Source organism: Klebsiella sp. M041, assembly GCF_059759695.1.
Genome location: NZ_JCAXWU010000014.1, coordinates 68,021 through 80,929, shown reverse-complemented (window position 1 = coordinate 80,929; position 12,909 = coordinate 68,021). Strand labels below are relative to the sequence as shown.

At 59.7% G+C, this 12,909-nt stretch carries 9 protein-coding genes; 7 read left to right on the top strand and 2 right to left on the bottom strand.

Annotated features, from left to right (window positions below; genetic code table 11):
- The first annotated feature begins 97 nt into the window (after positions 1-97).
- From tamA to AC6CWS_RS18700, 3 genes are read left to right on the top strand one after another with little or no spacing between them, the layout of a single operon-like run.
- Entirely contained in the window at positions 98-1,831 is a 1,734-nt protein-coding gene (gene tamA / locus AC6CWS_RS18710; protein WP_023291743.1) for an autotransporter assembly complex protein TamA, read from the top strand.
- A complete protein-coding gene (tamB, locus tag AC6CWS_RS18705) occupies positions 1,828-5,604 on the top strand; it encodes an autotransporter assembly complex protein TamB (RefSeq protein ID WP_065882708.1) in 3,777 nt (1,258 codons plus the stop codon). The genes tamA and tamB overlap by 4 nt, the downstream gene beginning before the upstream one ends.
- 2 nt (positions 5,605-5,606) lie before the next feature.
- Positions 5,607-5,951, top strand: a complete 345-nt coding sequence (locus AC6CWS_RS18700; RefSeq protein WP_002886724.1) for a gamma-glutamylcyclotransferase family protein — start codon at positions 5,607-5,609, stop codon at positions 5,949-5,951.
- 144 nt (positions 5,952-6,095) lie between these two features.
- On the opposite strand, the gene AC6CWS_RS18695 is transcribed toward AC6CWS_RS18700, so the two are convergent.
- The gene (locus AC6CWS_RS18695; RefSeq protein WP_065882707.1) at positions 6,096-7,283 is read right to left on the bottom strand and encodes a hypothetical protein; all 1,188 of its coding nucleotides are present in this window, start codon (positions 7,281-7,283) and stop codon (positions 6,096-6,098) included.
- Positions 7,284-7,357: 74 nt separating this feature from the next.
- On the bottom strand, positions 7,358-7,888 hold the full coding sequence (gene ppa / locus AC6CWS_RS18690) for an inorganic diphosphatase (RefSeq protein ID WP_002886766.1): 531 nt from the start codon (positions 7,886-7,888) through the stop codon (positions 7,358-7,360).
- Positions 7,889-8,291: 403 nt separating this feature from the next.
- Between ppa and ytfQ the strand changes: the two genes are divergently transcribed.
- The 4 genes from ytfQ (at position 8,292) to yjfF (ending at position 12,895) form a co-directional block, all read left to right on the top strand.
- On the top strand, positions 8,292-9,248 hold the full coding sequence (ytfQ, locus tag AC6CWS_RS18685) for a galactofuranose ABC transporter, galactofuranose-binding protein YtfQ (protein WP_008807147.1): 957 nt from the start codon (positions 8,292-8,294) through the stop codon (positions 9,246-9,248).
- 123 nt (positions 9,249-9,371) lie between these two features.
- The gene (ytfR, locus tag AC6CWS_RS18680) at positions 9,372-10,874 is read left to right on the top strand and encodes a galactofuranose ABC transporter, ATP-binding protein YtfR (protein ID WP_032736727.1); all 1,503 of its coding nucleotides are present in this window, start codon (positions 9,372-9,374) and stop codon (positions 10,872-10,874) included.
- A 10-nt stretch (positions 10,875-10,884) separates the two neighbouring features.
- The gene (gene ytfT / locus AC6CWS_RS18675; protein ID WP_023291747.1) at positions 10,885-11,910 is read left to right on the top strand and encodes a galactofuranose ABC transporter, ATP-binding protein YtfT; all 1,026 of its coding nucleotides are present in this window, start codon (positions 10,885-10,887) and stop codon (positions 11,908-11,910) included.
- On the top strand, positions 11,897-12,895 hold the full coding sequence (gene yjfF, locus AC6CWS_RS18670; protein ID WP_002886825.1) for a galactofuranose ABC transporter, permease protein YjfF: 999 nt from the start codon (positions 11,897-11,899) through the stop codon (positions 12,893-12,895). The genes ytfT and yjfF overlap by 14 nt, the downstream gene beginning before the upstream one ends.
- Positions 12,896-12,909 lie beyond the last annotated feature (14 nt).

Sequence of the window (12,909 nt, the reverse complement as noted above, 5' to 3'; positions counted from 1 at the left end):
TGCCACTTTTTCAACCCTACGTTGTTAGGGTTTTGTTAAGCCGTGGAGCGGCGCCAGTGTTTCCTGTAGGGGGAAACAGGGATATTCAGGAGAAAATGTGCTAAAAATCCGCCAGTTATGTGTCACCAGCCTTTTGCTGGTCAGCGGGATCGCCAGCGCAGCGAATGTGCGTTTGCAGGTTGAAGGATTATCCGGGGAGCTGGAGAAAAACGTTCGCGCCCAGCTTTCCACCATCCAGAGTGATGAGGTCACGCCGGATCGTCGCTTTCGCGCGCGCGTCGATGACGCCATTCGCGAAGGTCTGAAAGCGCTGGGGTATTACGAGCCGACGATTGAATTTGATCTTCGTCCGCCGCCGAAAAGGGGCCGTCAGGTGCTGATCGCCAAAGTGACCCCGGGTGAGCCGGTGCGCATTGGCGGCACCGAGGTGATTCTGCGCGGCGGCGCCCGCACCGACAGCGACTATCTGGCGCTGTTGAAAACCCGCCCGGCCATCGGGACGGTGCTCAACCACGGCGATTACGACGGTTTCAAGAGCTCCCTGACCCGCGTCGCCCTGCGCAAAGGCTACTTTGACAGCGAGTTCAATAAAAGCCAGCTGGGGGTCTCCCTCGATCGCCATCAGGCGTTCTGGGATATCGATTACGACAGCGGCGAACGCTATCGCTTTGGCCACGTCACCTTCTCCGGATCGCAAATTCGTGATGAATACCTGCAAAACCTCGTACCGTTTAAAGAGGGCGACTACTACACCTCTCAGGACCTGGCCGAGCTAAACCGCCGCCTGGCGGCGACCGGGTGGTTCAGTTCGGTGGTGGTGGCGCCTGATTTTGCTAAGTCACGGAAAACCAAGGTGCTGCCTCTGCAGGGCGTTGTCTCGCCACGCAAAGAGAACACCGTGGAAACCGGGGTAGGGTACTCCACAGACGTCGGTCCGCGGGTAAAAGCCACGTGGAAAAAACCGTGGATGAACTCCTATGGCCACAGCCTGACCTCCAGCGTCAGCCTCTCCGCCCCGGAGCAGCAGTTCGACTTCACCTATAAAGTCCCGCTGCTCAAGAGCCCGCTCGAGCAGTACTATCTGATGCAGGGCGGCTTTAAGCGTACCGATCTCAATGACACCCAGGCTGACTCCACCACCCTTGGGTTGTCGCGTTTCTGGGAGATGTCGAGCGGCTGGCAGCGGGCGATCAACCTGCGCTGGAGCCTGGACCACTTTACCCAGGCGAACGTCACCAACACCACCATGCTGATTTACCCCGGGGTCTCGGTGAACCGCACTCGCTCCCGCGGCGGCCTGATGCCCACCTGGGGCGATTCCCAGCGCTACTCGGTGGACTACTCCAACACCATGTGGGGCTCGGACATCAACTTCATCGTGATGCAGGCCCAGGATGTCTGGATCCGTACCCTCTATGACCGCCACCGCTTTGTGGTGCGCGGCAACCTGGGCTGGATCGAAGCGGACAACTTTGACAAGGTGCCGCCGGACCTGCGCTTTTTCGCCGGGGGCGATCGCAGTATTCGCGGCTATAAATACAAATCCATCTCGCCGAAGGACGATGACGGCAAGCTGATCGGGGCCTCGAAGCTGGCCACCGGCTCGCTGGAATATCAGTACAACGTCAGCGGCAAATGGTGGGGCGCCGTGTTTGTCGATAGCGGCGAAGCGGTCAGCGATATTCGCGAAAGTGATTTCAAAACCGGCGCCGGGGTGGGCGTGCGCTGGCAGTCGCCGGTGGGGCCGATCAAGCTGGATATCGCCCGGCCAATCGGCGACAAAGAAGAGCATGGTTTACAGTTTTACATCGGTCTGGGGCCTGAATTATGAGTTTATGGAAGAAGATAAGCCTCGGCGTCTTAATCGTGTTGGTCCTCCTGCTGGGCACCGTCGGGTTCCTGGTGGGCACCACCACCGGCTTGCATCTGGTGTTCAAAGCGGCGGATCGCTGGGTACCGGGGCTGGAAATCGGCAAAGTGACCGGCGGCTGGCGTGATTTAACCCTCGATAATGTCCGCTATGAGCAGCCTGGCGTGGCGGTCACCGCCGGCCAGTTTCATCTCAGCGTCAGGTTGCGCTGCCTGTGGGACAGCAGTCTGTGTGTGAACGACATCTCGCTGCGCGATATTTACGTCGCCGTCGATACGAAGAAGATGCCGCCCTCTGCGCCGGTCGAGGAAGAGGACAGCGGGCCGCTGAATCTCTCCACCCCTTATCCGATCGCCCTCAGCCGCGTCGCGCTGCATAACGTCAACGTCAAAATCGACGATACCGCGGTCTCTGTGCGCGATTTTTCCACCGGCCTGAACTGGCAGGAGAAAAACCTGACCCTGACGCCGACCTCGCTGCAAGGGCTGCTGATCGCCCTGCCGAAGGTGGCGAAAGTGGCGCAGGAGCAGGTGGTTGAACCGAAAATCGACAACCCGCAGCCGCAGGAAAAACCGCTCGGCGAGACGATGACCGACCTCTTCTCGCAGCCGGTGCTGCCGGCGATGACCGACGTCCATCTGCCGCTGAACCTCAATATTGAGGCGTTCCGCGGCGAACAGCTGCGCCTCACCGGCGATACCGATATCACCGTGTATAACCTGCTGCTGAAAGTCAGCAGTATCGACGGGCAGATGAAGCTCGACGCCCTCGACATCGACTCCGATCAGGGCAAAGTCACCGCCTCGGGCAGCGCCCAGCTGCAGGATAACTGGCCGGTAGACATCACCCTCGCCGGAACGCTGAACGTCGACCCGATGAAAGGGGAGAAAGTGCAGCTGAAGGTGGGCGGCGAGATACGTAAAACGCTTAAGGTCGGGGTGGACTTAAGCGGGCCGGTAGCGGCCACGCTGCGGGCGGACGCGCAGCTGGCGGAGGCCGGGCTGCCGCTCAATATGGAGCTGAAGAGCAAGCAGCTCGCCTGGCCGTTCAGCGGCGAGAAGCAGTTCCAGGCCGACGACGTCCAGCTGCAGTTCAGCGGCAAAATGACCGACTACGCGCTGGCCTTCTCCACCGCGGTGAAAGGCCAGTCGCTGCCGCCGGCGAAAATCGCCCTCAACGCCAAAGGCAATGAGCGGCAGATCAATCTCGACAAGCTGACGGTCAATGCCCTCGAAGGGAAAACCGAGCTGAAGGCGCTCCTCGACTGGCAGCAGGCGATCAGCTGGCGCGGCGAGCTGACCCTCGACGGCATCAACACCGCCAAAGAGGTGCCGGACTGGCCGTCGAAGCTCAACGGCAGGATCAAGACCCAGGGCAGCCTGTACGGCGGCAGCTGGCAGATGTCGGTGCCGGAGCTGAAAATTACCGGCAACGTGAAACAGAACAAGGTGGATGTCTCCGGCTCGCTGCAGGGCAACAGCTATCTGCAGTGGAAGATCCCGGGGCTGCATCTGGCGTTAGGCCCGAACAGCGCCGATATCAAAGGCGAGCTGGGGGTGAAGGATCTGAATCTCGACGCCACCATCGATGCGCCGCACCTGGATAATGCGCTGCCGGGGCTCGGCGGGACGGCGAAGGGGCTGGTGAAAGTGCGCGGCACTGTCGATGCGCCGCAGCTGCTGGCGGACATCACCGCCCGGGCGCTGCGCTGGCAGGAGCTGAGCATCGCCCAGGTTAACGTCAAAGGGGATGTGAAATCCACCGATCAGATTGGCGGCAACCTGGACGTGCGGGTGGATCGCATCAGCCAGCCTGGGGTGAATATCAGCCTGGTGCAGCTCAATGCCAAAGGCACTGAGAAGCAGCATGAGCTGCGACTGCGGGTGCAGGGCGATCCGGTTTCCGGCCAGCTGGCGCTGGCGGGTAGCTTCGATCGTCAGGCCGAGCGCTGGAGAGGCGCGCTAAGCGATACCCGCTTCCAGACGCCGGTAGGGCCGGTAGCGCTGACGCGCAGTATTGCGCTGGACTACCGTAACCAGGAGCAGAAAATCAGCATCGGGCCACACTGCTGGACCAACCCGAACGCCGAGCTCTGCGTGCCTGAGACCATTGACGCGGGCGCCAGCGGGCGGGCGCGGGTGAATCTCAACCGCTTCGACCTGGCGATGCTTAAGCCGTTTATGCCGGAGGCGACCCAGGCCAGCGGCGTGTTTACCGGTAATGCCGATGTCAGCTGGGACACCACCAAAGAGGGACTGCCGCAGGGCAAAGTGACCCTCAGCGGGCGCAACGTCAAAGTGACCCAGGTGGTCAATGACGCCCCGCTGCCGGTGGCGTTCGATACGCTGAACCTCAGCGCCGATCTGCACAACAATCGCGCGGAGCTGGGCTGGCTTATCCGCCTGACCAACAATGGCCAGCTGGATGGGCAGGTGCAGGTCACTGACCCGCAGGGGCGGCGTAACCTCGGCGGCAACGTCAATATCAGCAACTTCTCGCTGGCGATGATCAACCCGATTTTCGCCCGCGGTGAAAAGGCGGAGGGACGGCTCAACGCCCGTCTGCGCCTGGGCGGCAACGTGAAAAGTCCGCAGCTGTTCGGCCAGATGCAGCTAAGCGGGGTGGATATCGACGGTAACTTTATGCCGTTTGATATGCAGCCGAGCCAGCTGGCGATGAACTTCAACGGCACGCGCTCGACCCTGCAGGGGACGGTGAACACCCGTCAGGGGCAAATCGCCCTTAGCGGGAACGCCGACTGGACGCAGATCGATAACTGGCGGGCGCAGATTGCGGCGAAGGGCAGCCGGGTGCGGATCACAGTGCCGCCGATGGTCCGTCTCGATGTATCGCCGGACGTGGTGTTTACCGCCACGCCAAGCCTGTTCAACCTCGATGGCAAGGTGGATGTGCCCTGGGCGCGGATCGTGGTCAACGAGGTGCCGGAGAGCGCGGTCGGCGTGTCGTCGGACGAAGTGATGCTCGACAAAAACCTCAAGCCGATTAAGCAGCAGAGCGCCGGGATCCCGATCAACAGCAACCTGACGATCCACGTCGGCAACAACGTTCGTCTGGAAGCCTTCGGTCTGAAAGCGCGTCTGACCGGCGATCTGAAAGTGGCGCAGGATAAGCAGGGGCTGGGACTCAACGGGCAGATCAATATTCCGGACGGCCGCTTCCACGCCTATGGCCAGGATTTGATTGTGCGCAAAGGGGAGCTGCTGTTCTCCGGTCCGCCGGATCAGCCGTTGCTGAATATCGAAGCGATTCGTAACCCGGATGCCACCGAAGACGACGTGATCGCCGGCGTTCGCGTCACCGGCTCCGCCGATCAGCCGAAAGCGGAGATCTTCTCCGACCCGGTTATGTCCCAGCAGGAAGCGCTCTCTTATCTGCTGCGCGGCCAGGGTTTGAGCAGCGGACAGAGCGATAGCGCCGCGATGACCTCAATGCTTATTGGTATGGGGGTTGCACAAAGTGGTCAGGTTGTGGGTAAAATCGGCGAGACGTTTGGCGTAAGCAATTTGGCGTTGGACACCGAAGGGGTAGGCGACTCTTCCCAGGTGGTGGTCAGCGGCTATGTACTGCCGGGTCTGCAGGTAAAATACGGGGTCGGTATCTTCGATTCCCTGGCGACGCTGACTTTACGTTATCGCCTGATGCCTAAGCTATATGTGGAAGCGGTGTCTGGCATCGACCAGGCGCTCGATTTGCTCTATCAGTTTGAGTTTTAGCAATGCGAATATTTGTTTACGGCAGTTTACGACGCAAACAAGGCAACAGCCACTGGATGACCAACGCCCAGTGGCTGGGCGCTCATAGTGTCGACGATTATCAGCTGTACAGCCTGGGCCACTATCCAGGCGCGGTGCCCGGCGAAGGCACAGTACATGGTGAAGTTTATCGTATTGATGCATCGACGCTGGCCGAACTGGATGCGCTCCGCACCAAGGGGGGCGAGTATGCGCGCCACCTGATTCAGACGCCTTACGGCAGCGCATGGATGTATGTCTATCAACGTTCCGTTGAGGGTTGTACGTTGATAGCGAACGGCAACTGGTTGGATCGCGACCAGTATTAACCACGACAGCGCCACCTTCGGGTGGCGTTGTTTTTTCTGCGCCCGCCTCTTACCAGAGCGGCAGATAATCTCTCGCCAGCCACATCGTGGAAGCCAGCGTCGTCAGCGCGTGGAATAATAATCGTCGTGTTGAGGTGCTGAACATTACATGACCTCCTCGGGCGTGGTTTGGGGGGCTGCCTCCCGCAGGTAACGCCGCATCGCCGATCGCAGCTTCAGCCAGTCAGCCACCCGGTGTGACAATAACCAGGCCGTTGGGCCAATCAGCTCCAGTACCGCCAGTATCCCGCCAAAGCAGAGTAACAGTAAGGACAGCATGTCCAGTGAATCCTGAACCTGCCACCAGACGCGCCGGCCTGACTGAAGGGCGCTGATGATTTCTACCCCGAGAAATAGCAGATACATCACCAGCGCGAGGCCGTAAAACAGGTAATAAAGCAGCGACAGCTGTCTGCGTCCAGGATAGAGCGGATGGTTTTTTACATAAGCCGCGCCGTCGCTGGCATTGTATAGCGCATGGATCGCCCGGCTGTCGCGCTCGTATACGGCGACGATACGATCGCCAGTGGCAAGAAACGGTGGCTGACGACGATAGAGAACAGGATGCAGCGCGAAATTAGCGCAGCCAGCCTGCCACCAGAAGGCCAGCGGCAGGGAACCGCATTGTATCCCGAGGCCGTGATATTCCCGCGTAGGATTGCCCGCATACCACTTCTTAAAGTGGGTATCGGTGATGATGTCTGTCTTAACCGCATAGCGTTCCGGCAGGGCATGCGTAAAAGGCATCGCAGACCGGCGGACGGCCCGCGGCGTTGCGGGTAGCGGCTGGCAAAAAGAAAAGTCGCGGCGGCGGGCCTGCGCCATCTTCGCCAGCAGATCGCGCATGGCGGGGTGCCGTTTTAGCGCCGGGTGGAACAGCCGCTCGCAGAGCCCGGTTAACAGCGCGATGAAGGCCAGTACCGCGATAATGCCGCAGCCGAACTTTGCCCATTCTGAGGCGCTCACCAGGAGCGGAATAAGGGAGACGATGAGCGTCAGCAGGCTGATAATCAGCAGCGGCCGGGCCCAGCGCTTGACGCGTTGACTGGGCTCAAGGAGCGTTTCACCATCGCTGAGCCAGTGGATCCAGTAACTGCCGTTGTCCAGGCGGCGGGCGCCGAGATACAGAGGCTGATGGGTCTTCAGGCGGTCAAAAAGCGAGGGGGCGTTAAAATAGCGTTTATCGGTATAAAAGACATGGTCGCCGGCGATAAGGCGCAGATACCCCTGTTTTTCAGAGGCGGCGGTTGTGAAGCCAGAAAAGTTAAGAGTGAAATAGCGAACGCTTTTCACGGGACACCCTCCATGGTGTTATCGCGGCTATCCGTGCCGCAATCAGGCAGGGTATGACCCTGCCTGAGACAGAATTACTTCTGCTTAGCGCGCTCGAAAGAGGCAACGATTTCCGCTTTCGCCGCTTCTGCGTTGTCCCAACCGTCGACTTTAACCCACTTGCCTTTTTCCAGATCTTTGTAGTGCTCAAAGAAGTGAGTGATCTGGGCTTTCAGCAGTTCCGGCAGGTCGTTCACATCGTTGATGTGATCGTATTCTTTGCTCAGCTTGGTGTGCGGTACCGCAACCAGTTTCGCATCTTCACCGGATTCGTCGGTCATCTTCAGAACGCCAACCGGACGGCAGCGGATCACGGAGCCCGGCTGCAGCGGGTACGGGGTCGGGACCAGCACGTCAACCGGGTCGCCGTCCAGGGACAGGGTGTGGTTGATGTAGCCGTAGTTGCACGGATAGAACATCGCTGTGGACATGAAACGGTCAACGAACAGTGCACCGCTCTCTTTGTCGACTTCGTATTTGATGGGATCTGCGTTCGCCGGGATCTCGATCACGACGTAGATGTCTTCCGGCAGATCTTTGCCCGCAGGTACGTTGAGTAAGCTCATGTCTGTTTCCTTTAAAATGTATGGCAAACAAGTGCTCGGTATTATAGCCAACTCACATCGAATGTCTTCGCTTCTTTTTCCCGATCTCGCCGTGGAGTGCTCTGAATTTTGCGCGCAATAATGGCATGAAAATCCATAAACATAGCCACATCATGAATAAATTTATGTAACCGTTTTCATTGCATGTGATTGATTTATCAAACCGCTTAAAAAAACGTCATAAACCGCAACAGCCGCGCTCCCTGCGAAGCCTTATCGGCTCTCCGCTGGGCAATGGGGCCGTCATTAACATCTCATTTACTTTTTTGAAGTGTGATGTAACGCATTCAGTTACATCACCGATTGTCTATAGTTTGTCCGCAGGCGAGACTTTAACCAACAATAACCCTACGAGGATATCCTTATGTGGAAGCGCTTACTTCTTGTCACAGCAGTTTCCGCAGCTATGTCGTCTATGGCGATAGCTGCCCCGCTAACCGTAGGTTTTTCGCAGGTCGGTTCTGAATCCGGCTGGCGTGCGGCAGAAACCAGCGTCGCGAAAGAGGAAGCCGCCAAGCGCGGTATCACGCTGAAGATCGCCGATGGTCAGCAAAAACAGGAAAACCAGATCAAAGCGGTGCGCTCCTTTATCGCCCAGGGGGTAGACGCGATCTTCATTGCGCCGGTGGTGGCTACCGGCTGGGAGCCGGTGCTGAAAGAGGCGAAAGAGGCCAAAATCCCGGTCTTCCTCCTCGACCGTTCCATTGATGTGAAAGATAAAGATCTCTACATGACCACCGTGACCGCCAACAACGTGCTGGAAGGTCAGCTGATTGGCGACTGGCTGGTGAAAACCGTCGACGGTAAGCCGTGTAACGTCGTGGAACTGCAGGGCACCGTCGGGGCCAGCGTGGCCATCGACCGTAAGAAAGGCTTCGCTGACGCCATCGCCAAAGCGTCGAATATCAAAATCATCCGCTCTCAGTCCGGCGACTTCACCCGCAGCAAAGGGAAAGAGGTTATGGAGAGCTTTATCAAGGCTGAGAATAACGGCAAAAACATCTGCATGGTATTCGCTCATAACGACGATATGGTCATCGGCGCCATCCAGGCCATTAAAGAAGCTGGCCTGAAGCCGGGCAAAGATATTCTGACCGGCTCCATCGACGGCGTGCCGGATATCTATAAAGCGATGATCGCCGGCGAAGCCAACGCCAGCGTCGAGCTGACGCCAAATATGGCCGGCCCGGCGTTTGATGCGCTGGAGAAATACAAAAAAGACGGCACCCTGCCGGAGAAGCTGACCATTACCAAATCGACGCTGTATCTGCCGGATACGGCGAAAGAAGAGTTAGAGAAGAAGAAAAATATGGGCTACTGAGTGAATAGCCCCTCATCCCGACCCTCTCCTCAGCCGGAGAGGGTAACAGGCAGCGTTCCAGCAACCCCGGCAAGCACAGCGCGAACCGGGGCAACCTGACATCATTTGAAGGTGATATCGATTATGAGCGCCGAGGCACACCAGGAGATCCTTCGCACCGAAGGACTCAGTAAATTCTTCCCCGGCGTTAAGGCGCTGGATAACGTCAACTTTAGCCTGCGGCGCGGCGAAATCATGGCCCTGTTGGGCGAAAACGGCGCCGGGAAATCGACGCTGATCAAAGCGCTTACCGGCGTTTACCATGCCGATCGCGGCACTATCTGGCTGGAAGGCCAGACCATTTCCCCGAAAAATACCGCCCATGCCCAGCAGCTGGGGATCGGCACTGTCTACCAGGAAGTGAACCTGCTGCCCAATATGTCGGTGGCGGATAACCTGTTCATCGGCCGTGAGCCGCGGCGGTTTGGCCTGCTGCGGCGGAAAGAGATGGAGGCCAGGGCGACGGCGCTGATGGCCTCCTACGGCTTTTCCCTCGATGTGCGCGAGCCGCTGAACCGCTTTTCAGTGGCGATGCAGCAGATCGTCGCTATCTGCCGGGCCATCGACCTGTCGGCCAAGGTGCTGATCCTCGACGAGCCCACCGCCAGCCTCGATACCCAGGAGGTGGAGATGCTGTTTACCCTGATGCGCCAGCTCAGGGATAACGGCGTCAGCCTGATCTTCGTCACCCATTTTCTCGACCAGGTCTATGCGGTCAGCGACCGCATTACCGTGCTGCGCAACGGCAGCTTCGTCGGCTGCCGCGAGACCCGCGAACTGCCGCAGATTGAGCTGGTGAAAATGATGCTGGGCCGCGAACTGGACCACAACGCCCTGCAGCGGGCGGGCCGAACCCTGCTGAGCGATAAGCCGGTGGCGGCATTTGAAGGCTACGGTAAAAAAGGCACCATCGCCCCGTTCGACCTGCAGGTGCGTCCGGGCGAAATCGTTGGCCTCGCCGGCCTGTTGGGTTCCGGCCGCACAGAAACCGCCGAGGTGATCTTCGGTATTAAAACGGCGGACAGCGGGAAGGCGTGGATCAAAGGCAAACCGCAAACCCTGCGTTCTCCGCATCAGGCCTCCTGCCTCGGGATCGGCTTCTGTCCGGAGGATCGCAAAACCGACGGCATTATCGCCGCCGCCTCGGTGCGGGAAAATATCGTCCTCGCCCTGCAGGCGCAGCGCGGCTGGCTGCGGCCGATACCCCGGCGCGAACAGAACGAGATCGCCGAGCGCTTTATTCGCCAGCTGGGGATCCGCACCCCCAGCGCGGAGCAGCCGATCGAGTTTCTCTCCGGCGGCAACCAGCAGAAGGTGCTGCTTTCCCGCTGGCTGCTGACCAAACCGCAGTTCCTGATCCTCGATGAGCCGACCCGCGGCATCGACGTCGGCGCCCATGCGGAAATCATTCGCCTGATTGAAACCCTCTGCGCCGATGGCCTGGCGCTGCTGGTCATCTCCTCTGAACTGGAGGAGCTGGTGGGTTACGCCGATCGGGTCATTATCATGCGCGATCGCCGGCAGGTGGCCGAGATCCCGCTCGCCGAGCTCTCTGTACCGGCGATCATGAACGCAATTGCGGCATAAGGAGTAACCCATGATGCCTCGATCTCTTTCGCAAACCGGCCCGGAGAAGCGACGCTTCACCTGGCCGAAGGGCACCCCGCAGATCATTGCCCTGCTGCTGGTTCTGCTGGTCGACAGCCTGGTGGCGCCCCATTTTTATCAGGTGGTGCTCCAGGATGGCCGCCTGTTTGGCAGCCCAATCGATATTCTCAACCGCGCCGCCCCGGTGGCGCTGCTGGCCATCGGCATGACGCTGGTGATCGCCACCGGCGGCATCGACCTGTCGGTGGGGGCGGTGATGGCGATAGCCGGCGCGACGGCCGCCTCGATGACCGTCGCCGGTCACAGCCTGCCGGTGGTGCTGCTGGCCTCGCTGGCGGCGGGCGCGCTGGCCGGGCTGTGGAACGGCATTCTCGTGGCGGTCCTTAAGATCCAGCCCTTTGTGGCGACGCTGATCCTGATGGTGGCCGGACGCGGGGTGGCGCAGTTGATCACCGCCGGGCAGATCGTCACCTTTGATTCCCCGGCGCTGGCGTGGCTCGGCAGCGGATCGTTCCTCCTGTTTCCGACGCCGGTGATCATCGCCGCCGCGACCCTGCTGCTGTTCTGGCTGTTTACCCGCAAAACGGCGCTGGGCATGTTTATCGAAGCGGTAGGGATCAATATCCGCGCGGCGAAAAACGCCGGCGTCAATACCCGCATCGTGGTGATGCTGGCCTATGTCCTGAGCGGCGTCTGCGCGGCGATCGCCGGGATCATCGTGGCGGCGGACATTCGCGGCGCGGATGCCAATAACGCCGGGCTATGGCTTGAGCTGGACGCCATTCTGGCGGTGGTCATCGGCGGCGCTTCGCTGATGGGCGGGCGCTTCAACCTGCTGCTGTCGGTGGTGGGGGCGCTGATTATCCAGGGAATGAACACCGGGATTTTGCTCTCCGGCTTCCCGCCGGAGCTCAACCAGGTGGTGAAAGCGGTGGTGGTGCTGTGCGTACTGATTGTCCAGTCGCCGCGCTTTATCGGTTTACTGAAAGGGGTACGCGGCCATGATAAAACGTAATTTACCGTTGATGATCACCCTCGCGGTGTTTGTGCTGGGCTATCTCTACTGCCTGACGCAATTCCCCGGCTTTGCCTCGACGCGGGTGATCTGCAATATCCTGACGGATAACGCCTTCCTCGGGATCATCGCCGTGGGCATGACCTTCGTGATCCTCTCCGGCGGGATCGATCTGTCTGTCGGGTCGGTGATCGCCTTCACCGGCGTCTTTCTCGCCAAAGCGATTGGCTTTTGGGGAATATCACCGCTGGTGGCGTTTCCGCTGGTGCTGGTGATGGGCTGCGCCTTCGGCGCGTTTATGGGGCTGCTGATTGACGCCCTGAAGATCCCGGCCTTTATCATCACCCTTGCCGGCATGTTCTTCCTGCGCGGCGTGAGCTATCTGGTGTCAGAGGAGTCGATTCCGATTAACCACCCGGTGTACGACACCCTGTCCGGGCTGGCATGGACTATTCCCGGCGGCGGACGCCTCAGCGCCATGGGGCTGCTGATGCTGCTGGTGGTGGTGGCCGGTATTTTTGTCGCCCACCGCACCCGCTTCGGCAACCAGGTGTATGCCATTGGCGGCAACGCGACGTCGGCGAATTTAATGGGGATTTCCACCCGCAGCGCCACGATCCGTATCTATATGCTCTCCACCGGGCTGGCGACGCTGGCCGGGATCGTCTTTTCCATTTATACCCAGGCGGGCTATGCGCTGGCGGGCGTCGGCGTGGAGCTGGACGCCATTGCCTCGGTGGTGATCGGCGGCACGCTGCTTAGCGGCGGCGTCGGCACTGTGCTGGGAACCCTGTTCGGGGTGGCGATCCAGGGGCTGATTCAGACCTACATCAACTTCGACGGCACCCTCAGCTCATGGTGGACCAAAATCGCCATCGGCATTTTGCTGTTTATCTTTATCGCGCTGCAGCGTGGGCTGACCGTGCTGTGGGAAAACCGGCAGAATGCGGCGGTCACGCGGGTGAGCGGGGCGGGGAGTCGCTAAGAGAGAGGATCCTC

Bases quoted from the DNA above. Each gene is read 5' to 3' on its own strand.
- AC6CWS_RS18700 (WP_002886724.1), top strand. From the start codon at position 5,607: ATGCGAATATTTGTTTACGGCAGTTTACGACGCAAACAAGGCAACAGC.
- ytfT (WP_023291747.1), top strand. From the start codon at position 10,885: ATGATGCCTCGATCTCTTTCGCAAACCGGCCCGGAGAAGCGACGCTTC.
- tamB (WP_065882708.1), top strand. From the start codon at position 1,828: ATGAGTTTATGGAAGAAGATAAGCCTCGGCGTCTTAATCGTGTTGGTC.
- ytfR (WP_032736727.1), top strand. From the start codon at position 9,372: ATGAGCGCCGAGGCACACCAGGAGATCCTTCGCACCGAAGGACTCAGT.
- ppa (WP_002886766.1), bottom strand. From the start codon at position 7,888: ATGAGCTTACTCAACGTACCTGCGGGCAAAGATCTGCCGGAAGACATC.
- ytfQ (WP_008807147.1), top strand. From the start codon at position 8,292: ATGTGGAAGCGCTTACTTCTTGTCACAGCAGTTTCCGCAGCTATGTCG.
- yjfF (WP_002886825.1), top strand. From the start codon at position 11,897: ATGATAAAACGTAATTTACCGTTGATGATCACCCTCGCGGTGTTTGTG.